Consider the following 23,721-nt stretch of genomic DNA (forward strand, 5'->3'; position numbering starts at 1 on the left):
TGCTCCATTGGGGTTCTCCGTCACGCCAGGAAGCCGTTGTGACGGGCAAATTCGGTTGGTTCGCACTACGCCCGGTGGACCCTGCGGTCAATGCGCATTGCGGTTTCGCAGCAGGAATAGCGCCAAAGAGGCCAGAAAGAGTAACACCAGTGCAGGTAGATCGCCTGTTCGTGAATAAATCGTTATGCGTGCGGGCGCTGGCAAGGGGGCATCAAGGTATCCGGCAACGCCCAGGCCCAGTTCGGCGGTAATGCGCCCACCGCCGTCGATCATCGCGGAAACGCCGGTATTGGCGGCCCGCGCCATGGGCAGGCCCTGTTCGATGGCGCGTATGCGGGCCTGGCGCAGGTGCTGATAGGGCCCGGACCATTGGCCGAACCAGGCGTCATTGGTGATCTGCAGCAGCAGGTCGGGCCGCTGCGGCGCGCGGTGCACATCCTGCGGAAAGACCGCCTCGTAACAGATCAGCGGCAGGGCAAGGCCAAGCGGGCCCAGATTGATCAGCGCCGGGCCGGGGCCGGGGGAATAGCCGCCTTCGGCCCGCGCGGCGAGCCCGGCGATGTTCCAGCGTTTGAACACCCCGGCGGCGGGCATGTATTCGCCAAAGGGGACAAGGTGGTGTTTGTCATAGACCTGCGCCACGTCGCCATAGCCGTCCAGCACGGCGAGCGAGTTGAAATATCCGCCGCCCTCGTAGCGCTGGATGCCAAGGGCAACGGGGCTGCCCTGCGCCGCCTCGGAGATCATGGCCAGCATGTCGCCCGAGCGGTGCAGCAAGCCGGGGACCGAGGTTTCGGGCCAGACCACCAGCGCCGGGCGCGGGGCGTCCGGGGTTTCGGTCGGGGCGGCGGTATAGGTCAGTTGGCGGTTGAAGAAGATCGGAACCAGGTCGGGGTTCCACTTTTCATGCTGGGCCGCATTGGGCTGGATCAGGCGCACGATGGGGCGCTTGCTCAGGTCCTGTTCGGGCGGCATCAGCAGGGCGCCGCCACCCAGTACCGCGATCAGGGCGGCCACAAGCGCCGCAGCGCCCAGGCGCGAAGGTGCGCGAAGCACCCTTGCGGCATGGGCGGTCAGCGCCAGAGTGACCAGTGTCAGCCCGTGCGGTCCGATGACCGACACCCACTGGATGCCCGCGCTGGGCGCCCAGAGATAGCCGACAAGCCCCCAGGGGAATCCGGTAAAGACATAGGCGCGCGCCAGTTCCGCCGCGCTCCAGGCCAGGACAAGCGTTGCCAGGGGGGCGCGGCGCGCATGGCCCGCCAGCCAGAAGGCCAGCGCCCAGAACAGCGCCAGCCCGCCCGCCAGCCCAAGCAGGCCAAAGGGAGCCATCCAGCCGGTTTCGGCAGCATCGACCATAAAGGGTTCGACGATCCAGCCCAGTGACAGGCCGAAATAGCCAAAGCCCACTGCCCAGCCAGTGCCGACCGCATGGATGCCGCGCGGCGCGTTCAGGAACAGCCAGAAGGCCCCGACATACCCCAGAAGGGCGACATACCACAGATCAAAGGGCGCCGCGCCCAGCCCGATCACCATGCCAAAGCCGATGGCAAGCGGCAGGCGCGCCCAACGGGGAAGCGGACGGGACGGGCCGGCGGCCCAAACGGTCATGTCAGGCACCTGTCTGGTCGCCGGCCTGCGTTGTCGGTTTTTCCGCAGCCGGGACGGCGGCAGCACCGCTGCCCGCTGCGCCGGGAAGGCGCACGCGCAACCGCTTGATCCGGCGCGGATCAGCGTCGACCACCTCGAACTCCAGCCCGGCAGGGTGGCGGACCACTTCGCCCCGGACCGGAACCCGGCCGGCCAGCATGAAGACCAGGCCGCCCAGCGTGTCGATCTCTTCTTCGTCGATTTCGTCGTGGTCGGTCAGGGGCATGCCCAGCTCGGCCTCGAAATCGTTCAAGGGGGTCTTGGACAGGGCAAGGTAGCAGCCAGAGCGTTCCTTGGTCCAATACTGGCCTTCGTCGGTGTCGTGTTCGTCCTCGATTTCACCGATGACCTGTTCGATCAGATCCTCGATGGTCACCAGACCGTCGACACCGCCATATTCGTCGATCACCAGCGCCATGTGGCGGCGTTCGGCCTGCATCTTGGTCAGCAGGACGCCGATGGGCATCGAGGGCGGAACGAACAGCAGGGGCCGCACCATCCGTTTGAGGTTGAAACGCTGGCCGGTGCCGTTGAAGCCGTGCTGCAGCGCGAAATCCTTGAGGTGGGCAATGCCGACCGGTGTGTCCAGCGTGCCTTCGAACACCGGCACCCGGGTCAGGCCGGTGTCACGGAACACCTGCGCCAGATCGTCCTTGGTGATGGTGCTGGGCACGGCGACGATTTCGGCCTTGGGGATGGCCACGTCTTCGACCCGCATGCGGCGCAGGTTGATCATGCCATGCCGGGGCGGTTCGGGGCGCGGAGGCGTGCTGCCGTTTACCGGCGATGTGGCCTGTTGATCGCCGCCGATCCATCCAAAGAGCCGCCGGATCACGCCGGGGCTGTCATTCTCGGTCTTGTCTGTCGGTCCCGTCACTTGCGCGCCCTGCGCTGCATTAGACGGGTCGTCGTTGTCGCCCATTTTTCCTGTCCAGTTAGAGGCCCGATGGCCCGTCAAGTTCCCTATATGGGTCCGGCACCCCCAGTTTGCCAAGTATCGCCACTTCGATACCTTCCATCAACGTGGCATCCGCGTCACGGATGTGGTCGTAGCCCAGCAAATGCAGCACGGCGTGAATGACCAGATGGGTGACATGGTCCGCAAAGGGTTTGCCCTGTTCCTGCGCTTCGCGTTCGCAGGTCTGAAAGGCAATGGCAATATCGCCCAGCTCTGGCAGTTCGGGCGGCAGCGGGTTTTCGCCGGGAATTTCGGCGGAAAGGTCTTCGGAGGGCCAGCTGAGCACATTGGTCGGGGTCGGCTTGCCACGGAAATCGGCATTCAGCGCGGCGATGCGCGTGTCGTCGCAGCCAAGCACCGCGATTTCGTGGTCTTCTTCGGCGATGCCCAGGTGGCGCAGGACGGCCTGCGCGGCCTGTTCGGCAAGGGTTTCCAGACCGGCCTGGTCCCAGCGCGCGTCTTCGATGATGGTGTCGGTCAACATGTGGCTCGCAACGGGGGCTCTGCCCCCGGACCCCCGGGATATTTGTGGCAATTGGAAACGAAGGGCGTTCAGCCCTGTTCCGCGTCCTTTTCGTAGGCCTCGATGATGGCGGCGACAAGCGGGTGGCGCACGACGTCCTTGGAGGTGAAGTAGTTGAAGGAGATCTTGGGGATGGCGTTCAGGAGCCGTTCGGCATCGGCAAGCCCCGAGGGCATGCCGCGGGGCAGGTCGACCTGGGTGCGGTCGCCGGTGATCACCATGCGCGAGCCTTCGCCAAGGCGGGTCAGGAACATCTTCATCTGCATCGAGGTGGCGTTCTGTGCCTCGTCCAGCACGACGAAGGCGTTGGACAGTGTGCGCCCGCGCATGAAGGCCAGCGGGGCGATTTCCACGGTCTTTTCCTCGATCATCTTTGCCAATTGCTTGCCGGGCAGGAAATCGTTCAGCGCGTCATAGAGCGGCTGCATGTAGGGATCGACCTTTTCCTTCATGTCGCCGGGCAGGTAGCCCAGTTTTTCGCCCGCCTCGACGGCGGGGCGGGACAGGATGATCTTGTCGACCTCGCCGTTGATCAGCATGTTCACGCCGACGGCCACGGCCAGGTAGGTCTTGCCGGTGCCGGCAGGGCCGATGCCAAAGGCCATCTCGTTTTCGAACAGGGCGCGGACATAGGCCTTTTGCGCTTCGGTGCGGGGTTCGATCAGCTTTTTGCGGGTCTTGATTTCGACCTTGCCGCCCTGGAACATTTCCAGCTGGTCGTCGGGGCCGGAGTCGTCACCCATGCGGAACTGGCGATCAATCTCGCCGCGGCTGACTTCGCGGCCTTGTTCGAGCCGCTCGTAGAGGGCGCGCAGCACTTCGGTGGCTTCGGCCTGGGCCTCGGGGGTGCCGTGAACGGCAAGGAAGTTGCCCCGCCGCAGGATCTGAACGCCGGTCCGGGTTTCGATATCGGTCAGGTTGCGGTCGTATTCGCCGCACAGATCGATCAGCAGACGGTTGTCTGGGAATTCGAGGATCGCTTCGGTCAGGGTGCCTGTGTTCACGCATGTCTCCTGCGCATGGGGTTCAACATATGGTGCCAAGACCGGGCGGGTGACGCAAGCGGTGAGAGGCAAATGTCACGTGTTTGAAACGAAAAAGGCCGCGCAACGGGTGCGCGGCCTTTGATTTGTGCAGTCAACACGACGATCAGAGCGGATCGCCGATGATCGAGGTCGAGCCCTGCTTGAAATCGCCGGTGGCGATGGTCGGCGGGGCGACGCCCGAGCAGACCGGTTTGCCGTATTTGTCGAGACGGCCGGACAGGTAGCCCTCGACGCCGTCATCGATGATCCAGTGGTCGCAGCCATTGGGGTCAACCCAGATACCTGCGCGCATGGTGCTCAGATCGTCGGCGTCGATGCCGCGGTCGATGCTTTTGTCGGGGCCGTAGGCGCCGATGCCTTCGCCGACTTCGCAGCCGGCAAGAACGGTGGCCGCACCCAGAACAAGGGCCAGTTTGATCAGTTTCATGTCGTCAGGCCCCTTTAGCGAATGCAGATGATTTCGACGCGGCGGTTCTTGGCCATGCCGGTCGAGGTGCCGTTCGAGGCAACCGGCCAGCGTTCGCCATAGCCGCGCACGTCGGAAATGTTCGCGCCGATCGACTTGGCGACATTGGCCACGGCCAGCGCGCGGTTATAGCTGAGACGCATGTTGTATTCGTCCGAAGCGCGGCTGTCGGTGTGGCCTGCGATGATGTAGGCTTGGGCCGAGGCGCTTTGGAAGAATTCCGCCAGTTTCTGTTTGCCGGCAGCCGAGATGCGGTGGCTGTCGGTGGCAAAGAACTGGTCGGTGTTCATCACGCCGCAGGTGTTGCCGCGGTTGCAGACCGGCAGACCTTTGCGATCCAGATGGATGTCCATGTAGCCTTCGACGCCGTCGTCCATGACCCAGTGTTCACAGCCGTCGGGATCAATCCAGATGCCCGGAATATACTGTTCACCTTTGATGGTGCGCGTGTTCTGCGTAGAGATGAATGGTTCTTTTTGCCCTGTCCCGTCGGCCATCGCCGGCGCAGAGGCCGTGATACCCGTCAGGGCAGCCAGCGCGATTGCGCCGACGGCTTTGGAAATGCGATTTGCCACAGCCACTGTCCCTTGGTTCGTGTTTCCCCCAGCGCGCGAATCCCAATATTGGCAGCGGGTGCGCGCAAACTTACTATAATCAACACATTAGCAAATGTTTCTCGCGTGTGAAGCGAAAAGGCAGGGCTTTTGCACCGGATTCCGAAACAATTCCCGGTCGGCGCGGGGCAAACTGTGGATAAACCGAAGGCTGCTTGCGAAACAAGGACTTCTGTCAGCCCTCGCCGGGGATCAATTCGCCCTTGAGCGAGTTCGGGCCCGAGGACACGATTCGCACCTTGGCCAGGTCGCCGCGGGCCAGGGAGGCGCCGCTGACGTGCACTGCATGCAGATATTCGGATTTGCCCACCATCTGCCCGGGCATGCGACCCGGTTTTTCGAACAGGACGGTGACTTCGCGCCCGACCATGGCATCCTGCAATTCGCGCTGCTGGCGGGTCAGCAGAGCCTGAAGGCGCTGCAGCCGGTCGTCCTTTTCTGCCTCGTCCATCTGGGGGCGTTCGGCGGCGGGGGTGCCGGGGCGCTCGGAATACTTGAAGGAAAAGGCGCTGCCGTATTTGACCGCTTCGATCAGGGCCAGGGTGTCCTGAAAATCGGCCTCGGTCTCTTCGGGGAAACCGACGATGAAATCGCCCGACAGGTGCAGGTCGGGGCGCGCGGCGCGCAGACGTTCGATCAGCTTCAGGTACTGTTCGGCGGTGTGGCTGCGGTTCATGCGTTTGAGGATCTTGTCGCTGCCGGCCTGCACGGGCAGGTGCAGATAGGGCATGAGCTTGTCGCAGTCGCCGTGGGCGGCGATCAGGGCGTCGTCCATGTCGTTGGGGTGGCTGGTGGTGAACCGGATGCGTTCCAGCCCGTCGATGGTGGCCAGTTCGCGGATCAGCCCGGCAAGGCCGCCATCGTGACCGTGATAGGCGTTGACGTTCTGGCCCAGCAGGGTGATTTCGCGCACGCCGCGTTCGACCAGGTCGCGGGCCTCGGTCATCACGCGGTTGGCGGGGCGACTGACTTCGGCGCCGCGGGTATAGGGCACCACGCAGAAGGCGCAGAACTTGTCACAGCCTTCCTGAACGGTCAGGAAGGCGGTGGGCCCGCGCGCCGCCTTGGGGCGGGCCTTGAGGTGCTCGAACTTGTCCTCTTCGGGGAAATCGGTGTCCAGCGCGCGTTCGCCGGCAATCGCCTTGGCGGTCAGATCCGGCAGGCGGTGATAGCTTTGCGGCCCGACGACCAGGTCGACCATGGGCTGGCGGCGCATGATCTCTTCGCCTTCTGCCTGGGCGACGCAGCCGGCGACACCGATCTTGAGATCGGGCTTGGCGGTCTTGAGCCCCTTGTAGCGGCCAAGCTCGGAATAGACCTTTTCGGCGGCCTTTTCGCGGATGTGGCAGGTGTTCAACAGGATCATGTCCGCGTCGTCGGGACTGTCGGTGGTGACATAGCCCTGACCGCCCATGGCTTCGGCCATACGCTCGCTGTCGTAGACGTTCATCTGGCAACCGTAGGTCTTGATGAAAAGCTTTTTGGGCTGGGTCATGGGTCTGTCCTGTCGCGCGGCCTGGGGCATGCAAGAATTTTCTGCGAAAATTCCATTCACCCTTGGTTTCAAGGGCCGCAGATAGCCCGAATCCCCCATCGCTTGCAATGCACGAGATTTTCACGGATTCTATGGCAAAACCGCCGGGGCAGGGGCGCAGGATGCAGTACAAGAACCTTCAGGACTTTCTTCAGGCGGATCCCGCCGCGCTGGCCCGGGGGCCGGTGGCGATGATCTTTGCCGAAGACGATGTGGAACTGGCCACCACCTTGCGGCATCATCGCCAGCTGGGGTTTCAGACCACGATGGCCTTCATGGAGCCGCGCTATGACCTGCCCCCGGACCTGCGTGACAAGACCATCCGCATCGATTTCAATCCGCGCGTCGATCAGGCCGTTCAGACCCATGTCAACGCGATGATCGCCGCCGCGCCGGGTCAGTGGATGTATTACTGCTATAACGCCGAATACCTGTTCTACCCGTTCTGCGAGACACGCTCGGTCGGCGAGCTGCTGGCGTTCCACACCGAGGAACGCCGCGATGCGATGCTGACCTACGTGGTGGATCTGTACGCCGGCGATCTGAACCAGTTTCCCTTGGCGGTGTCACTGGATGACGCCTACCTGGATCGTTCGGGGTATTACGCGCTGGCGCGCAAGGACGGCGAAAATCACGATCATCCCAAGGAACGGCAGCTGGATTTCTATGGCGGGTTGCGCTGGCGCTACGAGGAACACGTGCCCCAGGCGCGGCGCAAGATCGACAGGATCGGGTTGTTCCGCGCCCAGCCGGGCCTGACCCTGCGCGACGACCACACCTTTTCGATCGAGGAATACAACACTTATGCCTGCCCCTGGCACAACAACCTGACGGCGGCCATCGCATCGTTCCGCACCGCCAAGGCGCTGAAGTCAAACCCCGGAAGCACCTTTGATATCAAGAATTTCCGCTGGCACAATTCGATGCCCTTTGAATGGCATTCGCGGCAATTGCTGGACCTTGGGCTGATGGAGCCGGGGCAGTGGTTCTGAGGCCGCAGGGCTGACGGGGGCTCAGTCTCCGGGCGTCTGGTCGGGGCGTGTGCGGAACAGCTGCATGCCCAGCACTCCGGCAACCGCCGCCGCCGCCAGCAAACCGGCAAGGTCGGTGGCGATCTGCGCGACTTCGACGATCTGCGCGGCAAACAGAAACCCCAGCCCGGTATAAAGGCTGACCCAGACGGCCTCTCCGCTCAGGCTGCCGACGGTGAACCGGTGCCAGCTCAGCCCCATCGCGCCGCCGATGAAGTTGACATAGGGACCAAGCGGGCTGAACAACCAGCGCGTCAGAAAGACCGCGATACCGCCGCGCCGCGTCACCAGGTCGGTTGCCCGCAGCAGGGTCTCGGCGCCCTTGGGGTGCCGGCCCAGCCGCGACACAAGCGGCGCGCCGCCCTTGTTGCCGATCAGATAGCCGGACTGGTCGCCAGCCACCGCGCCGCCGTAGGCCGACAGCACAGCCGTGCCAAGCCCCAGATCGCCCGAGGCGGCAAAGGCCCCGCCAGCCAGCATCAGGAAGGATGACGGGACAGGCAGCGCCAGGCAGGACAGAAAGGTGACGATCATCAGGATCCAGCCACCATACAGCGGAACCAGGGAAACCAGCGCATCAGTCATGCGGATTGGCCCTGAAATCGGCGATGGCGGCATTCAGGTCTTCGATCAGCTGCGCGACCGGCACGCCGCGCTGCTCGGCCAGCTCTTCCAGGGTCTGGCCGGGTTCAAAGGCCCCCTTGGCAAAGCCCAGCGTATCGCCGACCAGTGCCCTGGGGACGGACCAGGAATGCGCCACATAGCCCGGCGTCATCCATTCCATGATCTGCTGGTCACGGTGGGCCGGGTCGGTCCAATACAGCGAATGCAGCGCAAGACGGATGGCAAAGAACAGTGTCAGCGCCAGCGCAAGGGCAAAGGCCCCGGTCAGGATCGGTCGTCTGCGAAAGGCGGCGGAAAGGCGCGTCACCATGGGTCAGGTCAATCCTGTCGCATGCGGCCCGCCAACCACCCTAGGTGCCCATGCCCGCGTCAGGGGCGTCAAAGGTGCACAGCCCGCCATGGCCTTCGGTGGCGCGGACCAGGGCGCCGTTTTCATACAACGCATGGACATAGCGCGGCGCATCACCCGGCCCGTAGGCATAGCTGAGGCAGGATTGGTCCCAGTTCTGCGGGTTCCGTTCAAAGCCGCTTTCTGGACCAAAGGTCAGAAAGGCGTCGTTTTCACTGCTGCCCGGCTTCAGCTTGCTTGCCATGCCATCGTTTGCAGTGGCCCCTGCGCCGGGCGCTGCGCCCTGCATGCAGCCCGCAAGGGACAGCGCGCATAGCCCGGACAGAACGAAACGAAACATGGCAAGGTCCCCTTAAAGGTTGTCGTACTGCGGCATCCCCAGAACGTGGAAACCGCCGTCCACGCGGATGATCTCGCCGGTGGTACAGGCGCCGGCGTCGGAAATCAGGTAAACGGCTGTGCCGCCCACCGCATCCAGCGTGGCATTGCCGCCCAGCGGGGCGTTTTCATCCGTGTGCTTGTAGGTCTTGCGCGCGCCACCGATGGCCGCGCCGGCCAGGGTTTTCATCGGGCCGGGGCTGATGGCGTTGACGCGGATGCCATCGGGGCCAAGATCGTTGGCCAGATAGCGGGTGGCGCTTTCCAGCGCGGCCTTGGCCACACCCATGACGTTGTAATTGGGCGTCACGCGGGTGCTGCCCATGTAGGTCAGGGTGATCAGCGTGCCGCCTTGGGTCATCAGCGGATGCGCCCGGCGCGCCACGTCGATAAAGCTGTAGGCCGAGATATCGAGCGAATTCTTGAAGTTCTCGCGCGAGGTGTTGAGGATGCGGCCCGTCAATTCATTCTTGTCGGAATAGGCGATGGCGTGGATGACGAAATCCAGCCGGTCCCAGCGCGCCGCAAGGGCGTCAAAGGCCGCGTCCAGCGAGGCATCGTCCGTCACGTCGACATCGACCATGAAATCGCTGCCGACGCTGGCTGCCAGCGGCTGCAACCGCTTGCCAAAGGCGTCGCCCTGGTAGGTAAAGGCCAGCTCGGCCCCGGCCTCGGCGCAGGCCTTGGCAATCCCCCAGGCGATGGAACGTTCGTTCGCAACACCCATGACAAGCCCGCGCTTGCCCTTCAAAGACATGATCATCGTCTGAATATCCTGATTTAATCGCGCAATTTCGACAGGATCATCGACCCGTTCGTGCCGCCAAAGCCAAAAGAGTTGGTCATCACGCTGTCCAGCCCGGCGTTTTCCACAAGGCTTGTGGCGATTTCCGCAGGTTTCAGGGCCGGGTCCAGCGTTTCGACGTTGATCGACGGGATGATGAAGTCATGCTCGAGCGCCAGCAGGCAATAGATCGCCTCTTGTGCGCCGGTGGCGCCCTGGCTGTGGCCGGTCATCGACTTGGTCGAGGACACCGGCGGGGTCGATCCATCGCCGAACACCCGGCGCACCGCTTCGATCTCGCCCACATCGCCGACAGGGGTCGAGGTGCCGTGCGCGTTGATATAGCTGACCTTGCGGCCCTCGGGCAGGGTGGACAGGGCCACGCGCATCGCCCGTTCGCCGCCTTCGCCGGACGGGGCGACCATGTCGGCGCCGTCGGACGTCGCGCCATAGCCGGTAACCTCGGCATAGATCTTGGCGCCGCGGGCGCGGGCGTGCTCCAGCTCTTCCAGCACGACGATACCGCCGCCGCCGCCGATCACGAACCCGTCGCGGTTCGCGTCAAAGGCGCGCGAGGCTTTTTCCGGCGTGTCGTTATACTTGGACGACATCGCGCCCATGGCGTCGAACAGGCAGGACAGGGTCCAGTCCAGTTCCTCTCCGCCGCCTGCGAACATCACATCCTGCTTGCCCATCATGATCTGTTCCGCCGCGTTGCCGATGCAATGCAAGCTGGTCGAGCAGGCCGAGGTGATCGAATAGTTGATGCCCTTGATCTGGTAGGCCGTCGCAAGGTTGGCCGACACGGTCGAGCACATGCATTTCGGAACCGCAAAGGGCCCGATCCGCTTGGTCGAGCCATTGTTCAGAACCGCCTGATGCGCCACCAGCATGGCGCTGGTCGACGGGCCACCGGACCCGGCCACCAGGCCGGTGCGCGGGTTGACGATGTCCTTTTCCTCAAGGCCCGAGTCTGCAATCGCCTGACCCATGGCGATATAGGCATAGGCCGCGCCCGGCCCCATGAAGCGCAGGGTGCGTTTGTCGATGTGATCCGCGACATTCAGCTTGATGTCGCCGGCGATCTGGCTGCGAAAGCCATGTTCCTTCATCGCCTCATTGGCGGTGATCCCGGACTTGCCCGCCTTGAGCGAGGCCAGAACCTCGTCTGCATTGTTCCCGATGGAGGATACGACCCCCAGACCTGTGACGACGACACGGCGCATGCGGCCACTCCCTTGCTAGTTAAAACCTATCTAGGCCATTGGCGGGGCAGGGTGCAAGGTGGGTGGGTTGTTTGGTGATGGGATGTGGGGGGTAAGTGGTGATGCAACCAAGGGACTGCCAGCTTTGCGGACTTTCCTGCCGTTGGTAAAGTGATCCCCAAAGTCCGCTTCGGCTAGCTAAGCTTCAAGATCACATTGTCCTCTGCCTCTTCTCCACCCTCGCCATGCGCACGTATGACTTCCACCAACCAGACGAAAACAGTGGCACCCTTGTTGTTTCCCGCATCCCGCAATTGTCTCTTCACCGATCGGTGCGCAGTTGGATGGCAACGATCAAGCCGACGCTCCAATATCCTTACGGTTTCCGGGTATCCCAACCGCTTCTTCGACAATGCTGAGTTTTCCCAGATTAGAATAAAGCCCTCATCCGGGGTGCCAAAGCCACCACGCAGAATGTCATTAAAGGCATCGAGGTTATGCCCCCAGCTGACATTTGGAATGAGAACACGGCTGATCTCTTCATAGAATTCTTCAAGCGTCGAGAACCGTTCGCCGTCAATACGATAGGTCTCCATGTTTTGGTATTTTTTCCAAGTCTCGTTGGACATGTTGGCATTGTCAGGTGCAACACACTGAGGTGCAAGAGGTGTGACACGACCCGACATTCTCCGTTGTGCAGAACCTTGGTAAGTATGGGCTCTAACCCGCCACTCAACAAAAAAGAGGCCCGGGGGCCTCTTCCTTTTTCGCAGCGCCAAGGCGTGTGCCTCTGGCAGGAAGGCTCAGCTTTCGCTGAGCGCCACCTTCATGTCCTTGACCATATAGATCACTTCGCCGTCCGCCTCGACGATGCCGTCGGCGACGCCCATGGTCAGGCGGCGGGTCTGGATCGCCTTGGTAAAGTCGATCTTGTAGGTCAGCATCTTGCGGTCGGGGCGCACCATGCCGGTCAGCTTGACCTCGCCCACACCCAGCGCGTAACCGCGCCCCTGCCAGCCACGCCAGCCCAGGTTGAAGCCGGTCAGCTGCCACAGCCCGTCAAGACCCAGGCAGCCGGGCATGATCGGGTTGCCGGGAAAGTGGCATTCAAAGAACCACAGGTCGGGATTGATGTCGAATTCCGCCGTGATGTGGCCCTTGCCATGCGCCCCGCCATCGGCGGACACGTCGGTGATCCGGTCCATCATCAGCATGGGCGGCGCCGGAAGCTGCGCGTTGCCGGGCCCAAAAAGCTCGCCCGCGGCGCATTTCAGGAGGTCTTCCTTGCTGAAGCTGGTCGGATAATCGGCCATGTTTGGCGCGCTCCCATATGGTTGAGTGATCGGTTTTTTCCCCTCTATCACCCTGCCGCGAGGGCATGCAAGGGCGCCCTTGCCGCGCGGGATCGCACGCAAAACAGGCAAATCCGTTTGAAATTGCGGTGCGGGGCGCTCTATATATGGAACACGCCGAGGAGGACAGGACCCGTGATGCAGCACAAGGCAATCGAGCGCGGACAGAAATGGCTGGGCACATCCGAGCTGCGCCCGACGCGGCAGCGTGTGGCTTTGGCCGCGCTGTTGGTGGGCGACGGGCAGGATCGTCATGTCACCGCCGAAGGCCTGTTCGATGCCGCGCGCAAGGCGGGTGAAAGCGTGTCTCTGGCCACGGTCTACAACACGCTCAAGGCGTTTTGCGATGCCGGGTTGATGCAGGAAGTGACGGTGGACGGATCGAAAAGCTATTTCGACACCAACACCCACGAACACCCGCATTTCTACTGGGAGGACGATGGCCGCCTGACGGATGCCCCGGCCGAACAGCTGGAAATCATCCGCATCCCCGACGCCCCCGAGGGCGCCGAGATCGCCAGCGTCGACGTGGTCATCCGGCTGCGGCGGAAATAATTGCCATCAGGCGCTGATGTGGTGTCAGTCTGGTCGCCCGACCACGGGTTTGCATCCCAGGTACAACAGACATAGCGCGAGCGCCGTGGCAGACGTGGCCAGGTAGGCCAGCAGACCGGACCCAAACCCCGGGAAAAGGGCGATTGTGAGGCTTGCATTGAGCGCGGCAACCGCGATGGATGCGGAACGCCTGGAAAAGACCTCGGCCAGGATCAAGGCGATGACCCCCTGGATGCCCAGACCCAGAAGCAGGTAGTGCAGGGTGATGCCATAGGCCACGCCCCCGGGCCGCCCTGTCACCAGGACGGCCGCGCCGGCGACGAACCCCAGCAACAGGATGTAGCAAAGAAATGCCGCGATGGCGATAAACAGTCTGCGCATGGAACGGCCGATTTCAGTCAATGACGGGGTCGCGCCAACTGTATCGATCAAGGCGCGTCTGGCAACGTCGCCCAGCCGCGTCATGCCTGCCCCCCTTTGTGTACAGGATCGCAAATCGTCCCTGCGAAATCGCACAGGCTTGGCGCCTTGTGGCGGCAGGTCAAAAGCATAGATGGAGCGTCCAGAGTAAACGCTCACGCATTGCACAAAGGAATGCCGTCATGACCACAACCCTGTTCGACAAGCTGAACTGGCGCTACGCCACCAAGAAAATGGACCCCGCCAAGCCGGTGCCACAAGACAAGGTCGATCAGATCATCGAGGCCGTGCGGATGGCGCCGACCTCGTCCGGGACGCAGCCGTTTCACCTGTTCGTTGTCACCAACCCGGACACCCGCGCCGAAATTCGCAAGGTGGCATGGGATCAGGCGCAGATCACCGATGGGTCGCACCTGCTGGTTTTCGCCGCATGGGATAACTACACCGCCGAACGCATCGACGGTGTGGTCGGCCAGATGGAGGCCGAACGCGGCAAGAACGAGCGCCTGAGCGGCTATTACGACAACCTCAAATCCACCTACCTGCCGCGCGACGCAGAGGTGAACTACAACCACGCCGCGCGTCAGGCCTATATCGGGCTGGGCTTTGCCCTGGCCGCCGCGGCCGAGCTGGAGATTGACAGCACTCCGATGGAGGGGTTTGACGCCGACAAGGTCGATGCGATCCTTGGCCTTCGGGAAAAAGGGCTGCGGTCGGTGGTCCTGTTGCCGCTGGGTTACCGCCAGGAAGACGGCGACTGGCTGGTAAAGATGAAAAAGGTGCGCAAACCGCGCGAGGAATTCGTGACCGAAGTCGCCTAGGGCTTGCCTGACAGGGGGCTCTTGGCTATAGAGCCCCCTGTCGAGAAGGCGAAAACGCCGCAAAACAGATGAGTCGAGCAGGGTCGGGCAACCTCCGGCCCTTGTTTGTTTTGCATCGCCCAAGGACCAAACCACAAGACCGGCGGAGACAACCGCATGGCCAGAAAACCGAAGTAAAAGGAAAAAGACGCCACATGGCAAATGCAACAATGGAAGAATTCGAAGCACTCCTGAACGAGAGCCTCGAAATGGACACCCCCGATGAGGGGACTGTCGTCAAAGGCAAGGTCATCGCGATCGAAGCGGGCCAGGCCATCATCGACGTCGGCTACAAGATGGAAGGCCGCGTTGATCTGAAAGAATTCGCAGAACCCGGTGAAGCTCCCAAGGTCGCAGTCGGCGACGAAGTGGAAGTGTACCTGCGCGCGGCTGAAAACGCCCGCGGCGAAGCTGTCATCTCGCGCGAGATGGCCCGCCGTGAAGAAGCCTGGGACCGCCTGGAAAAAGCATACGCAGACGACGCCCGCGTCGAAGGCGCGATCTTTGGCCGTGTCAAAGGCGGCTTTACCGTCGACCTCGGCGGTGCCGTTGCCTTCCTGCCCGGATCGCAAGTTGACGTGCGCCCCGTGCGCGACGCCGGCCCGCTCATGGGTCTCAAGCAGCCGTTCCAGATCCTCAAGATGGACCGTCGCCGTGGCAACATCGTTGTTTCGCGCCGTGCAATCCTTGAAGAATCGCGTGCCGAACAGCGTGCCGAAGTCATCGCCAACCTGACCGAAGGTCAGGCCGTTGACGGTGTGGTCAAGAACATCACCGAGTACGGCGCATTCGTCGACCTTGGCGGCGTCGATGGCCTGCTGCACGTGACCGACATGGCATGGCGCCGTGTGAACCACCCCTCCGAGATCCTCACGATCGGCGAGACGGTCAAGGTTCAGGTCATCAAGATCAACAAGGACACCCACCGTATCAGCCTGGGCATGAAGCAGCTGCAGGAAGATCCGTGGGATCTGGTTGGCGCCAAGTACCCGCTGGCTTCGGTCCACAAGGGTCGCGTCACCAACATCACCGATTACGGTGCCTTTGTTGAGCTCGAGCCCGGTGTCGAAGGTCTGGTCCACGTGTCCGAAATGTCCTGGACCAAGAAGAACGTGCACCCCGGCAAGATCGTTTCGACCAGCCAGGAAGTCGACGTCATGGTTCTGGAAATCGACGGCGCCAAGCGTCGCGTTTCCCTGGGCCTCAAGCAGACCCAGCGCAACCCGTGGGAAGTGTTTGCAGAAACCCACCCCGAGGGCACGCAGGTCGAAGGCGAAGTCAAGAACATCACCGAATTCGGTCTGTTCATCGGCCTCGAAGGCGAGATCGACGGCATGGTTCACCTTTCGGACCTGTCCTGGGATCAGCGCGGCGAAGAAGCCATCCAGGAATACCGCAAGGGCGACATCGTCCAGGCCGTGGTTTCCGAAGTCGACGTCGAGAAAGAGCGTATCTCGCTCTCGATCAAGGCTCTGGGTGGCGACAAGTTCGCTGACGCCGTTGGCGGCACCAAGCGCGGCTCGATCGTGACTGTCGAAGTCACCGCGATCGAAGACGGCGGCATCGAAGTGGAATACGAAGGCATGAAGTCCTTCATCCGCCGCTCCGATCTGTCGCGTGACCGCGCCGAGCAGCGCCCCGAGCGTTTCTCGGTCGGTGACAAGGTCGACGTGCGCGTCACCAACATCGACAGCAAGACCCGTCGTCTGGGCCTGTCGATCAAGGCACGCGAAATCGCAGAAGAGAAAGAGGCCGTCGAACAGTATGGCTCTTCCGCTTCGGGCGCATCGCTGGGCGACATCCTTGGCGCAGCCCTCAAGAGCGGCGACGAGTAATCGCAGCCTGAAGGCATGAAATCAGGGGCCCCGGACAGCGCTGTTCGGGGCCCTTTTCCTTGCGAATCGGAACATTCGCTCTGCGCTGCGGCAAATGTCCGAATGGGCGATGGCTGCGCAAAAACCTGCCAGCTATCCCTTTGGGTAGGCGCAAACTGCTGCAAATGATGGGTTTTCCGCCAAGTTGCAGGTTTCGCATTCGCATTTCGCCAAGTATAGTTTCCGGGTAACAAGCGTTTGGCAAAAGACGCGGCCCAGGGGGATATGCGACCATGATCAGGTCTGAATTGATCCAGAAGATTGCCGACGACAACCCGCATCTGTACCAGCGGGACGTAGAGCGCATCGTCAACACGATCTTCGAGGAAATCACCAATGCCATGGCCCGGGGTGACCGGGTCGAATTGCGGGGCTTCGGGGCCTTCTCGGTCAAGAAGCGTGACGCGCGGGTTGGCCGCAATCCCCGGACCGGGGATTCGGTCGAGGTCGAAGAAAAACACGTACCGTTCTTCAAGACCGGAAAACTGCTGCGCGACCGTCTGAACGGAAAGTAAGTCTAAAAGATGCGTTACATTCGCTATGCCTTTCTTGCGGCACTGGCCATCGTTCTGGTGACCTTGGCGCTGGCCAACCGGGAATCGGTTGTGTTGAACACCTTGCCCGAGGGCCTGCGCGGCTTTCCGGGGGCGGGGCTGGTTGATTTCTCGGTCCAGATGCCGCTGTTCCTGGTGATTTTCGGCGGCATCCTGGCCGGTCTGATGATCGGGTTCGTCTGGGAATGGTTCCGCGAGCACAAGCATCGCGCCGAAGCCACCCGCAAACAGGGCGAGGTTCGCAAGCTGGAGCGTGAGTTGAAAAAGACCCAGGCCGAGCGTGACAAGGACAAGGACGAGGTTCTTGCCCTGCTGGATCAGGCAAGCTGATCGCTGACCGGGGAGGGGGCGCTGCCCCCGTCGCCTTTGGCGACTCCCCCGGAGTATTTTGACCAAGAAGAAGCGAGACAGGGCGCGTGCAGGATATCCGTGTGAAGATTTGCGGGCTGACCTGCGCCGCCGATGTCGAGGTCGTGGCTGCGGCGGGCGCCGCCTATGGTGGTTTCGTGTTTTTCCCCAAAAGCCCGCGGAACGTGACGCCTGCGGTGGCGCGTGAGTTGGCGGTGCTGGCGCCTGTGGGGCTGGCCAAGGTGGCGCTGGTGGTGGATGCGTCGGATGCGCTTTTGGACGAGATCACCGCGCAGGTGCCTTTGGACATGTTGCAGTTGCACGGCAAGGAAAGCCCCGAGCGGGTGGCCGAGATCCGCACGCGCTATGGTCTGCCGGTGATGAAGGCGGTGGGTGTGGCGGACGAAGAGGATCTGCCGATGCTGGGCGTCTATGCACAGGTGGCCGACCAGTTGTTGATCGATGCCAAGCCGCCGCGCAATGCCGATTTGCCGGGGGGCAACGGGTTGGCCTTTGACTGGCGATTGGTGGCGGGCAAGCGTTGGGCCAAGCCCTGGATGCTGGCCGGGGGCCTGACCCCTGACAATGTGGCTACGGCGATTGCCATGACCGGGGCGCGTCAGGTTGACGTGTCCTCGGGGGTGGAAAGCGCGCCGGGGGTGAAGGACGCCGCCAGGATCGCCGCATTCGTGACAGCGGCCAAGGGCGCGCGGGTCGTGCCCAAGCTTTAGAGCAGGTCCAGCACCCGTTCCGGTGGGCGTCCGATCACCGCCTTGCCCCCGGTAAAGGCGATGGGGCGTTCGATCAGTTTCGGGGTTTGTGCCATGGCGCGCAGCAGCGTGGCATCGTCGTCGGTTTTCGACAGGCCCATGGCTTTGAAATCCGGTTCTTGCGGGCGCATCATGGCGATTGCGGACAGGCCCAGCGCCCTTTGCGCGGCCTTGAGGTCGTCCAGCGACGGGGCATCGTCAAGATACTTGCGGATCTCGACCGTGACACCTTGTTCCTGCAACAGGGCAAGTGCGGCCCGTGATTTCGAACAGCGGGGATTGTGCCACAGGATCATGTCCAGTCCTTTCGTCCGGTGCCGACGGCCTGCGCCACATTGGCAAAGCCGTCGCGGGCCAGCAGGGCGTCAAGACCGGTGGCGATGTCCTGCACAAGGCTGAGGCCGCCATAGACCAGCGCCGTATAGAGCTGCACGGCCGAGGCTCCGGCGCGGATCTTGTCGTAGGCTTGCTGGGCCGAGCCGACGCCGCCAACGCCGATCAGGGGCAGGGCGCCATCGGTCAACTGTGACAGGCGAGCGAGCGTACGGGTGGATTTTTCGAACAGGGGCTGGCCCGACAGGCCACCCATTTCGCCCGCATGACGGGATGTCAGTCCGTCGCGCGACAGGGTGGTGTTGGTGGCGATCACGCCCGCAACGCCCGAGGACAGGGCGACCTCGGCCACGTCGGCAAGGCCCTGTTCGTCCAGATCGGGGGCGATTTTCAGGAAAACGGGGACGGGGCGGGCCAGCGCGGCGCGCGCCTGCATGACGCCGGCAAGCAGGGCGGAAAGCGCCTCTTTCCCTTGCAGATCCCGCAGGCGTTCGGTGTTGGGCGAACTCACATTGACCGTGGCGAAATCGATATGCGCGCCGCAATGGGTCAGCACGCGGGCAAAATCGGCGGCGCGGTCATCGCTGTCCTTGTTGGCGCCCAGGTTAAGGCCCAGGACCATGCCGCGCGGGCGCTGCGCCAGACGCGCGCCGATGGCCTGCATGCCGTCGTTGTTGAAACCAAAGCGGTTGATCGCCGCCTGATCTTCGCGCAGCCGGAACAGGCGCGGTTTGGGGTTGCCGGGTTGCGGGCGCGGCGTTGCGGCGCCAACCTCGACAAAGCCGAAACCGGCGCGGGACAGGCCTGCCAGCGCCGTGGCGTTCTTGTCGAACCCGGCGGCAAGGCCGATAGGGTTGGGCAGGTCCAGCCCGGCAACCGAGCAGCGGAGCCGGTCAGAGGTAACGACACCCGGCGCCGGGGCCAGCCCGGCACGCAGGGCGGTCAGGGCCAGCCCATGGGCGCGCTCGGGGTCGCAGCCGCGCAGCAGCTTCAGCCCCGCCTGTTCGATCAGTCTCATGCAAAGCCTTCCGGGAAGTCGTGGCCACCGGGGCCCAGCGGCAGGGGCCGCGACCAGACCACCTGCGCATACCGCAAGGGGGCGTAGAGGTGCGGGAACAACTGGCCGCCGCGCGACGGCTCCCACGTGATGTCATCGCCCAGCGTGTCGGTGTCAAAGGCCAGCAGCTGCAGCCCCTCGACCCCGGCGAAATGCTTGGCCGCGGTTTCGCGCGCCTGCTGGTCGGTGGAAAAATGCACATAGCCATCGGCGATGTCGATTGGCGCTCCGGCGGTTTCCCCGCGGGATTGCAAAGCCGCCCATTCCTCGGCGCGAAGGATCTTGTAAATCAGCATGGCTGCTTGTTGCCTTGACGCGGGGCAGGGGTCAAGCGTCCGCGCGCAGACGGGCCAGTGTTGCGTCGAAATCCGCGCCTTTTGCGGTGGCCTCGATCAACCGGTGCAGGCCTTCGGCGCCGATCTCGCCTGCGATCGCCTCGACCATGCGGCCGGCGGCGCCATAGACTGCGGGCCAGCTGTCCTTGGTCACTACGCTCTTCCAGTCGCGCAGGCTGCGCGCCTGGGTGATCCATTCGGCATCGCGCGCCAGATCGGGGCGCAGATAGCGCGGGTCGGGCGACAGCCACACGGCAAGGCCTTCGTCGAACCAGCGCGGCATCCGGCTTTGGAGCCGCCCGGACAGGCCGACCCGGCGGTGCAGGCCGACATGCGCAAGCTCATGCCCGATCACGGCCGGGGTGATGCCGGCAGGTCCGATGATGACCAACCGGTCGCCATAGGCCAGTCCCAGGACGCCGATGCGCATGCGGTCGGCGCAGGGCTGGGCGGTGCACAGGATCATGCGGCCCGGCATGACGTCGCCGTGAAATGGCTCGATCCGGGCGCGGGCCTCGGCCAGGGCCATTCGCTGGGCCTCGGCGCTGCCCGGGGCGTCGCTGTAGACACCCGGGGCGATGCGCTGCAACCCGTTCAGTCCGGGCGCAAGCGCGTGCTGCGGCCCGGGCAGGGCGCAGGCCGCAGCCAGCGACAGGACAACAAGGGCGGCAAGGCCGCGCCGCAGGGGGCGCCAGGGAAACCGGGGCATCCTGTCGATATGGGGGCGGGCGTTTTTCGTGCAAGGGGGTCATGCGCCTGTCACATGACGCGGGGATAGTGCGTTTCAGCCTTTGACTCTCGCCCCATGGTGGAGTCACCCTGTGCCCATAGAAGAAAATACCGACAGAGAGGTTCACCATGTCTTATCGTCTGATGACCGGCGCTGCCGCCCTTGCCCTGATGGCCGGGCAGGCCTACGCCGACTATTCCCTGACCATCCTGCACACCAACGATTTCCACGCCCGGTTCGAACCGATCAGCAAATACGATTCGGGTTGTTCGGCCGAGGACAACACCGAGGGCAAATGCTTTGGCGGCTCGGCCCGCCTGCAGACCGCCATTTCCGAGGCCAAGGCCCGCACCAACAACCACATCCTTGTGGATGGCGGCGACCAGTTCCAGGGCACGCTGTTCTATACCTATTACAAGGGCAAGCTGGCCGCCGAGATGATGAACCAGATGGGCTATGACGCGATGACCGTGGGCAACCACGAATTCGACGATGGCCCCGAGGTGCTGCGCGGTTTCATCGACGCGGTGGAATTCCCGGTGCTGATGTCCAACGCCGATGTCTCGGGCGAAGAGCTGTTGGCCGATGTGCTGATGAAATCGACGGTGATCGAGCGCGGCGGCGAAAAGCTGGGCCTGATCGGCCTGACCCCGCAGGACACCGATGAATTGGCCAGCCCCGGCAAGAACATCATCTTTACCGATCCCTCCGAGGCGGTGCAGGGCGAGGTCGACAAGCTGACCGAAATGGGCGTGAACAAGATCATCGTGCTGTCGCACTCGGGTCTGAACGTCGACACCCGCGTGGCTGAAAACACCACTGGCGTGGATGTCATCGTCGGCGGTCACGACAACTCGCTTTTGTCCAACACCATCGAAGGCGCCAAGGGCCCGTACCCGATCATGATCGGCGATACCGCCATCGTGCAGGCCTATGCCTATGGCAAGTTCCTGGGCGAGCTGAACGTGACCTTTGACGACAACGGCGTGATCACCGAAGCCAAGGGCGAACCGATCCTGCTGGACGGGTCGGTCGTCGAGGAAGAGGCCACCAAGGCCCGCATCGCCGAGGCCGCCGTGCCGCTGGAGGAAATCCGCAACAAGGTCGTGGCCGAGGCCGCCGAAGCCATCGAAGGCAACCGCGACGTCTGCCGCGCCATGGAATGTTCGATGGGCAACCTTGTGGCCGACGCCATGCTTGACCGGGTCAAGGATCAGGGCATCGAAATCGCCATTGCCAACTCGGGCGGGCTACGTGCCTCGATCGACGCGGGCGAGGTGACCATGGGCGAAGTGCTGACGGTGCTGCCCTTCCAGAACACGCTGTCGACCTTTCAGGTCACTGGCGCGGTCGTGGTCGAAGCGCTGGAAAACGGCGTGAGCCAGGTCGAAGAGGGCGCAGGCCGCTTCCCGCAAGTCGCGGGCATGACCTTTGCCTTTGACCCCAAGGCCGAGGCCGGCAGCCGGGTGTCGGACGTGATGGTGGGCGGTGCCCCCATCGAAATGGACAAGCTGTACGGCGTTGTGTCGAACAACTATGTCCGCAACGGCGGCGACGGGTTCAAGATGTTCGTCGATGCGCAGAACGCCTATGACTTTGGTCCCGATCTGGCCGACGTCACGGCGGAATACATCGCCAAGAACGCGCCCTATGCGCCCTATACCGATGGCCGCATCAAGATCGCTGAATAATCCGGTCTGACGGATTTGGCGGCGCCGGGAGCTTTCCGGCGCCGCTTTTTTTGGCCTGTGCCCACTGGTTCAGGACGCGCCGCTCTGGCAGACTGGCGATCATGGACCACCCGCTGATTGACCTTATCAACGCCAGGATTCAGGCCGCCGAGGCCGAGGGCGCCTTTGACAACCTGACCGGGGCGGGCAAACCGTTGCCGCCCTGCGACGATCCGCAGAACGCCGTGCTCAATCGCATCCTCAAGGACAATGGCGCGGTGCCAGAGTTCGTTTCGCTGTCGCGCGAACTGGCCCGCCTGCGCGACCAATTGCGCGACACCACCGACCGCACCGATCGCCGCGCGCTGATCCGCGACATGTCCCTGCTCGAAGCCAGGATCGAGATCGCCCGCAAGCGCGGCTGACCCGGCTCTGGCTTGGCCTTGGGCGCGCGCCGTGCCACTGTGCCGGTCAAAGCAGTTTGTGAAAGCCCCGGCATGGTCTCGACCCGCGAGCAATATGAAACCTACCCCTATCCCGAACGCGATCCGGCGGACGAGGCCAAGCGCCTGATCACCGGCTCGCCCTCGCATCCTTTGGAAATCGACCATCACCTGTTTGGCGGTGCGCGCGACTGGTCGCAGCCCCTGCGCGCGCTGGTGGCGGGGGGCGGCACCGGCGACGGGTTGATCCAGCTGGCGCAGGTTCTGACCAATGCGGGCGCGCCCTTTGACATCACCTATGTCGATCTGTCCACCGCTTCGCGCGCGGTGGCCGAGGCGCGGGCGCAGGCGCGCGGGCTGACGGGCATCCGGTTTCACACCGGGTCGTTGCTGGATGCGCCTGACTATGGCCAGTTCGATTATATCGACTGCTGCGGTGTGCTGCACCACCTGCCGCAACCCGAAGAGGGGTTCAAGGCCCTGCGCGCGGCGCTGGCGCCCGGTGGCGGGCTGGGCTTCATGGTTTATGCGCCTTATGGCCGGTCCGGGGTCTATCCGCTGCAAGAGGCCTTTGGCGCCTTGTTCGACGGGGTGGATGCCGAAACCCGGCTGCGTCAGGCCCGGGACATCGTCGCCGCCCTTCCAAAGGGCCATCCCTTTGCGACGAACCCTAACCTGGGCGATCACACCCAAAGCGATGCGGGGTTTTACGACCTGCTGCTGCACGGGCAGGACCGGTCCTATGACATTCCGCAACTGCTGGACGTTCTGGACCAGACCGGTTGGCGTTTGCAGGGCTTTCCCACCCCCGCGCTGTACGATCTGTCGCGCATCGCCCCGCGCCCTGGCGGCTTGAGCGACGCCAAGGCCATGGAAGTGGCCGAAAAGCTGCACGGCACGCTCAAGATGCACATCGCCTATGCGGTGCCGGCCGGGGACACCCGCAAGCCCGCCAAGGGCAGCAACCGGCAGTTGGTTCCGCATCTGCGCGGCGTGCAGCCAAGGGCGCTGGCGCAGGCCGTGGCGCAGGGCAAACCGATCCCCGTTACGCTGCCCGAACTTCGCACCACGCTGCGCCTGCCGCGCGAGGCCGCCGCGCTGATCGCCGGGATCGACGGCAAACGCACGCTGGCGCAGATCGCCCAGGGCGCGCGGCTGGACCCGCTGGCCTTTGGCGCACAGTGGAGCAAGCTGGAGCGCGATTTGGTCGACTGGGGGCTGCTGCTGTATTCCAACCTCGGGCGCAAGGGCTAGGCGC

General features: G+C 63.4%; 29 protein-coding genes and 1 riboswitch. Of the genes, 10 read left to right on the forward strand and 19 right to left on the reverse strand.

All coding sequences use genetic code 11. From position 1 onward, the window contains the following. A riboswitch (SAM-SAH riboswitch) is annotated at positions 1–48 on the reverse strand. Between the two features lie 39 nt (positions 49–87). The 7 genes from lnt to miaB form a co-directional block, all read right to left on the reverse strand. Further along, positions 88–1,611 (reverse strand): apolipoprotein N-acyltransferase, encoded by a 1,524-nt coding sequence (gene lnt, locus QF118_RS07910; RefSeq protein ID WP_282302085.1) that lies wholly within the window; start codon positions 1,609–1,611, stop codon positions 88–90. A 1-nt stretch (position 1,612) separates the two neighbouring features. Further along, the gene (locus QF118_RS07915; protein WP_282302086.1) at positions 1,613–2,572 is read right to left on the reverse strand and encodes a hemolysin family protein; all 960 of its coding nucleotides are present in this window, start codon (positions 2,570–2,572) and stop codon (positions 1,613–1,615) included. 13 nt (positions 2,573–2,585) lie between these two features. Further along, complete coding sequence (gene ybeY, locus QF118_RS07920) at positions 2,586–3,092, reverse strand: rRNA maturation RNase YbeY (protein WP_282302087.1); 507 nt, start codon at positions 3,090–3,092, stop codon at positions 2,586–2,588. Positions 3,093–3,160: 68 nt separating this feature from the next. Then, on the reverse strand, positions 3,161–4,135 hold the full coding sequence (locus QF118_RS07925; RefSeq protein WP_282302088.1) for a PhoH family protein: 975 nt from the start codon (positions 4,133–4,135) through the stop codon (positions 3,161–3,163). A 145-nt stretch (positions 4,136–4,280) separates the two neighbouring features. Then, complete coding sequence (locus QF118_RS07930; protein ID WP_282302089.1) at positions 4,281–4,604, reverse strand: hypothetical protein; 324 nt, start codon at positions 4,602–4,604, stop codon at positions 4,281–4,283. 14 nt (positions 4,605–4,618) lie between these two features. Then, entirely contained in the window at positions 4,619–5,218 is a 600-nt protein-coding gene (locus QF118_RS07935) for an OmpA family protein (protein ID WP_282302090.1), read from the reverse strand. A gap of 214 nt (positions 5,219–5,432) precedes the next feature. Then, a complete protein-coding gene (gene miaB / locus QF118_RS07940; RefSeq protein WP_282302091.1) occupies positions 5,433–6,752 on the reverse strand; it encodes a tRNA (N6-isopentenyl adenosine(37)-C2)-methylthiotransferase MiaB in 1,320 nt (439 codons plus the stop codon). A 161-nt stretch (positions 6,753–6,913) separates the two neighbouring features. Here miaB and QF118_RS07945 point away from each other — a divergent pair, with 161 nt between their 5' ends. Further along, on the forward strand, positions 6,914–7,783 hold the full coding sequence (locus tag QF118_RS07945) for a hypothetical protein (RefSeq protein WP_282302431.1): 870 nt from the start codon (positions 6,914–6,916) through the stop codon (positions 7,781–7,783). A gap of 21 nt (positions 7,784–7,804) precedes the next feature. On the opposite strand, the gene QF118_RS07950 is transcribed toward QF118_RS07945, so the two are convergent. The 7 genes from QF118_RS07950 to fabA all read right to left on the reverse strand — a co-directional run bounded on the left by QF118_RS07950 (position 7,805) and on the right by fabA (position 12,475). Continuing rightward, entirely contained in the window at positions 7,805–8,407 is a 603-nt protein-coding gene (locus QF118_RS07950) for a DedA family protein (RefSeq protein ID WP_282302092.1), read from the reverse strand. After that, positions 8,400–8,756, reverse strand: a complete 357-nt coding sequence (locus QF118_RS07955) for a hypothetical protein (RefSeq protein WP_282302093.1) — start codon at positions 8,754–8,756, stop codon at positions 8,400–8,402. Before QF118_RS07955 ends, QF118_RS07950 begins: the two co-directional genes overlap by 8 nt. Before the next feature lie 40 nt (positions 8,757–8,796). Further along, complete coding sequence (locus tag QF118_RS07960; protein ID WP_282302094.1) at positions 8,797–9,135, reverse strand: hypothetical protein; 339 nt, start codon at positions 9,133–9,135, stop codon at positions 8,797–8,799. A 12-nt stretch (positions 9,136–9,147) separates the two neighbouring features. After that, positions 9,148–9,936, reverse strand: coding sequence for an enoyl-ACP reductase FabI (locus QF118_RS07965; RefSeq protein ID WP_282302095.1), 789 nt, complete (start codon positions 9,934–9,936; stop codon positions 9,148–9,150). A gap of 17 nt (positions 9,937–9,953) precedes the next feature. After that, a complete protein-coding gene (gene fabB, locus QF118_RS07970) occupies positions 9,954–11,183 on the reverse strand; it encodes a beta-ketoacyl-ACP synthase I (protein WP_282302096.1) in 1,230 nt (409 codons plus the stop codon). 173 nt (positions 11,184–11,356) lie between these two features. Further along, positions 11,357–11,791 carry a barstar family protein gene (locus QF118_RS07975; protein ID WP_282302097.1) on the reverse strand — a complete coding sequence of 145 codons (435 nt, stop codon included), beginning with the start codon at positions 11,789–11,791 and terminating at the stop codon, positions 11,357–11,359. 174 nt (positions 11,792–11,965) lie between these two features. Then, a complete protein-coding gene (gene fabA / locus QF118_RS07980) occupies positions 11,966–12,475 on the reverse strand; it encodes a bifunctional 3-hydroxydecanoyl-ACP dehydratase/trans-2-decenoyl-ACP isomerase (RefSeq protein ID WP_282302098.1) in 510 nt (169 codons plus the stop codon). Positions 12,476–12,652: 177 nt separating this feature from the next. On the opposite strand from fabA, the gene irrA reads away from it, so the two are divergent. Then, entirely contained in the window at positions 12,653–13,069 is a 417-nt protein-coding gene (irrA, locus tag QF118_RS07985; protein WP_282302099.1) for an iron response transcriptional regulator IrrA, read from the forward strand. A gap of 24 nt (positions 13,070–13,093) precedes the next feature. On the opposite strand, the gene QF118_RS07990 is transcribed toward irrA, so the two are convergent. After that, complete coding sequence (locus QF118_RS07990; protein ID WP_282302100.1) at positions 13,094–13,450, reverse strand: hypothetical protein; 357 nt, start codon at positions 13,448–13,450, stop codon at positions 13,094–13,096. Between the two features lie 221 nt (positions 13,451–13,671). Between QF118_RS07990 and QF118_RS07995 the strand changes: the two genes are divergently transcribed. The 5 genes from QF118_RS07995 (at position 13,672) to QF118_RS08015 (ending at position 17,856) form a co-directional block, all read left to right on the forward strand. After that, positions 13,672–14,310: an NAD(P)H-dependent oxidoreductase gene (locus QF118_RS07995; protein ID WP_282302101.1), complete on the forward strand. Its 639-nt coding sequence runs from the start codon at positions 13,672–13,674 to the stop codon at positions 14,308–14,310. 194 nt (positions 14,311–14,504) lie between these two features. Then, positions 14,505–16,184: a 30S ribosomal protein S1 gene (gene rpsA / locus QF118_RS08000; RefSeq protein WP_282302102.1), complete on the forward strand. Its 1,680-nt coding sequence runs from the start codon at positions 14,505–14,507 to the stop codon at positions 16,182–16,184. Between the two features lie 272 nt (positions 16,185–16,456). Then, positions 16,457–16,738, forward strand: coding sequence for an integration host factor subunit beta (gene ihfB / locus QF118_RS08005; RefSeq protein ID WP_282302103.1), 282 nt, complete (start codon positions 16,457–16,459; stop codon positions 16,736–16,738). 9 nt (positions 16,739–16,747) lie between these two features. Then, positions 16,748–17,107: a lipopolysaccharide assembly protein LapA domain-containing protein gene (locus QF118_RS08010; protein ID WP_282302104.1), complete on the forward strand. Its 360-nt coding sequence runs from the start codon at positions 16,748–16,750 to the stop codon at positions 17,105–17,107. Positions 17,108–17,193: 86 nt separating this feature from the next. Continuing rightward, positions 17,194–17,856, forward strand: coding sequence for a phosphoribosylanthranilate isomerase (locus tag QF118_RS08015; protein ID WP_282302105.1), 663 nt, complete (start codon positions 17,194–17,196; stop codon positions 17,854–17,856). Here QF118_RS08015 and arsC read toward each other — a convergent pair. Genes arsC through QF118_RS08035 form a run of 4 tightly spaced genes read right to left on the reverse strand, consistent with a single transcriptional unit; the run spans position 17,853 to position 20,329 of the window. Further along, on the reverse strand, positions 17,853–18,191 hold the full coding sequence (arsC, locus tag QF118_RS08020; RefSeq protein ID WP_282302106.1) for an arsenate reductase (glutaredoxin): 339 nt from the start codon (positions 18,189–18,191) through the stop codon (positions 17,853–17,855). The genes QF118_RS08015 and arsC overlap by 4 nt on opposite strands. Further along, on the reverse strand, positions 18,188–19,246 hold the full coding sequence (locus QF118_RS08025) for a quinone-dependent dihydroorotate dehydrogenase (protein WP_282302107.1): 1,059 nt from the start codon (positions 19,244–19,246) through the stop codon (positions 18,188–18,190). The genes arsC and QF118_RS08025 overlap by 4 nt, the downstream gene beginning before the upstream one ends. Next, entirely contained in the window at positions 19,243–19,581 is a 339-nt protein-coding gene (locus QF118_RS08030) for a DUF952 domain-containing protein (RefSeq protein WP_282302108.1), read from the reverse strand. The genes QF118_RS08025 and QF118_RS08030 overlap by 4 nt, the downstream gene beginning before the upstream one ends. 31 nt (positions 19,582–19,612) lie before the next feature. Then, the gene (locus QF118_RS08035; RefSeq protein ID WP_282302109.1) at positions 19,613–20,329 is read right to left on the reverse strand and encodes a hypothetical protein; all 717 of its coding nucleotides are present in this window, start codon (positions 20,327–20,329) and stop codon (positions 19,613–19,615) included. 149 nt (positions 20,330–20,478) lie between these two features. Between QF118_RS08035 and QF118_RS08040 the strand changes: the two genes are divergently transcribed. The 3 genes from QF118_RS08040 to QF118_RS08050 all read left to right on the forward strand — a co-directional run bounded on the left by QF118_RS08040 (position 20,479) and on the right by QF118_RS08050 (position 23,717). Beyond that, positions 20,479–22,041, forward strand: coding sequence for a bifunctional metallophosphatase/5'-nucleotidase (locus tag QF118_RS08040; RefSeq protein ID WP_282302110.1), 1,563 nt, complete (start codon positions 20,479–20,481; stop codon positions 22,039–22,041). A gap of 101 nt (positions 22,042–22,142) precedes the next feature. Beyond that, positions 22,143–22,445, forward strand: a complete 303-nt coding sequence (locus tag QF118_RS08045; protein ID WP_282302111.1) for a DnaJ family domain-containing protein — start codon at positions 22,143–22,145, stop codon at positions 22,443–22,445. A 72-nt stretch (positions 22,446–22,517) separates the two neighbouring features. Beyond that, on the forward strand, positions 22,518–23,717 hold the full coding sequence (locus QF118_RS08050; protein WP_282302112.1) for a class I SAM-dependent methyltransferase: 1,200 nt from the start codon (positions 22,518–22,520) through the stop codon (positions 23,715–23,717). Positions 23,718–23,721 lie beyond the last annotated feature (4 nt).

This window comes from Tropicibacter oceani, from assembly GCF_029958925.1.
GTDB lineage: Bacteria > Pseudomonadota > Alphaproteobacteria > Rhodobacterales > Rhodobacteraceae > Pacificoceanicola > Pacificoceanicola oceani.

What these genes read in the sequence shown, in the direction of transcription:
- QF118_RS08040 (WP_282302110.1), top strand. Translation starts at nt 20,479, where the DNA reads ATGTCTTATCGTCTGATGACCGGCGCTGCCGCCCTTGCCCTGATGGCC.
- QF118_RS07950 (WP_282302092.1), bottom strand. Translation starts at nt 8,407, where the DNA reads ATGACTGATGCGCTGGTTTCCCTGGTTCCGCTGTATGGTGGCTGGATC.
- QF118_RS08030 (WP_282302108.1), bottom strand. Translation starts at nt 19,581, where the DNA reads ATGCTGATTTACAAGATCCTTCGCGCCGAGGAATGGGCGGCTTTGCAA.
- fabB (WP_282302096.1), bottom strand. Translation starts at nt 11,183, where the DNA reads ATGCGCCGTGTCGTCGTCACAGGTCTGGGGGTCGTATCCTCCATCGGG.
- QF118_RS08035 (WP_282302109.1), bottom strand. Translation starts at nt 20,329, where the DNA reads ATGCCCCGGTTTCCCTGGCGCCCCCTGCGGCGCGGCCTTGCCGCCCTT.
- QF118_RS08010 (WP_282302104.1), top strand. Translation starts at nt 16,748, where the DNA reads ATGCGTTACATTCGCTATGCCTTTCTTGCGGCACTGGCCATCGTTCTG.
- QF118_RS07930 (WP_282302089.1), bottom strand. Translation starts at nt 4,604, where the DNA reads ATGAAACTGATCAAACTGGCCCTTGTTCTGGGTGCGGCCACCGTTCTT.
- QF118_RS07975 (WP_282302097.1), bottom strand. Translation starts at nt 11,791, where the DNA reads ATGTCCAACGAGACTTGGAAAAAATACCAAAACATGGAGACCTATCGT.
- ybeY (WP_282302087.1), bottom strand. Translation starts at nt 3,092, where the DNA reads ATGTTGACCGACACCATCATCGAAGACGCGCGCTGGGACCAGGCCGGT.
- QF118_RS07915 (WP_282302086.1), bottom strand. Translation starts at nt 2,572, where the DNA reads ATGGGCGACAACGACGACCCGTCTAATGCAGCGCAGGGCGCGCAAGTG.
- ihfB (WP_282302103.1), top strand. Translation starts at nt 16,457, where the DNA reads ATGATCAGGTCTGAATTGATCCAGAAGATTGCCGACGACAACCCGCAT.
- QF118_RS07960 (WP_282302094.1), bottom strand. Translation starts at nt 9,135, where the DNA reads ATGTTTCGTTTCGTTCTGTCCGGGCTATGCGCGCTGTCCCTTGCGGGC.
- QF118_RS08050 (WP_282302112.1), top strand. Translation starts at nt 22,518, where the DNA reads ATGGTCTCGACCCGCGAGCAATATGAAACCTACCCCTATCCCGAACGC.
- irrA (WP_282302099.1), top strand. Translation starts at nt 12,653, where the DNA reads ATGCAGCACAAGGCAATCGAGCGCGGACAGAAATGGCTGGGCACATCC.
- QF118_RS07945 (WP_282302431.1), top strand. Translation starts at nt 6,914, where the DNA reads ATGCAGTACAAGAACCTTCAGGACTTTCTTCAGGCGGATCCCGCCGCG.
- rpsA (WP_282302102.1), top strand. Translation starts at nt 14,505, where the DNA reads ATGGCAAATGCAACAATGGAAGAATTCGAAGCACTCCTGAACGAGAGC.
- QF118_RS08025 (WP_282302107.1), bottom strand. Translation starts at nt 19,246, where the DNA reads ATGAGACTGATCGAACAGGCGGGGCTGAAGCTGCTGCGCGGCTGCGAC.
- QF118_RS07955 (WP_282302093.1), bottom strand. Translation starts at nt 8,756, where the DNA reads ATGGTGACGCGCCTTTCCGCCGCCTTTCGCAGACGACCGATCCTGACC.
- QF118_RS07990 (WP_282302100.1), bottom strand. Translation starts at nt 13,450, where the DNA reads ATGCGCAGACTGTTTATCGCCATCGCGGCATTTCTTTGCTACATCCTG.
- QF118_RS07965 (WP_282302095.1), bottom strand. Translation starts at nt 9,936, where the DNA reads ATGATCATGTCTTTGAAGGGCAAGCGCGGGCTTGTCATGGGTGTTGCG.
- miaB (WP_282302091.1), bottom strand. Translation starts at nt 6,752, where the DNA reads ATGACCCAGCCCAAAAAGCTTTTCATCAAGACCTACGGTTGCCAGATG.
- lnt (WP_282302085.1), bottom strand. Translation starts at nt 1,611, where the DNA reads ATGACCGTTTGGGCCGCCGGCCCGTCCCGTCCGCTTCCCCGTTGGGCG.
- QF118_RS08045 (WP_282302111.1), top strand. Translation starts at nt 22,143, where the DNA reads ATGGACCACCCGCTGATTGACCTTATCAACGCCAGGATTCAGGCCGCC.
- fabA (WP_282302098.1), bottom strand. Translation starts at nt 12,475, where the DNA reads ATGGCCGATTATCCGACCAGCTTCAGCAAGGAAGACCTCCTGAAATGC.
- arsC (WP_282302106.1), bottom strand. Translation starts at nt 18,191, where the DNA reads ATGATCCTGTGGCACAATCCCCGCTGTTCGAAATCACGGGCCGCACTT.
- QF118_RS07995 (WP_282302101.1), top strand. Translation starts at nt 13,672, where the DNA reads ATGACCACAACCCTGTTCGACAAGCTGAACTGGCGCTACGCCACCAAG.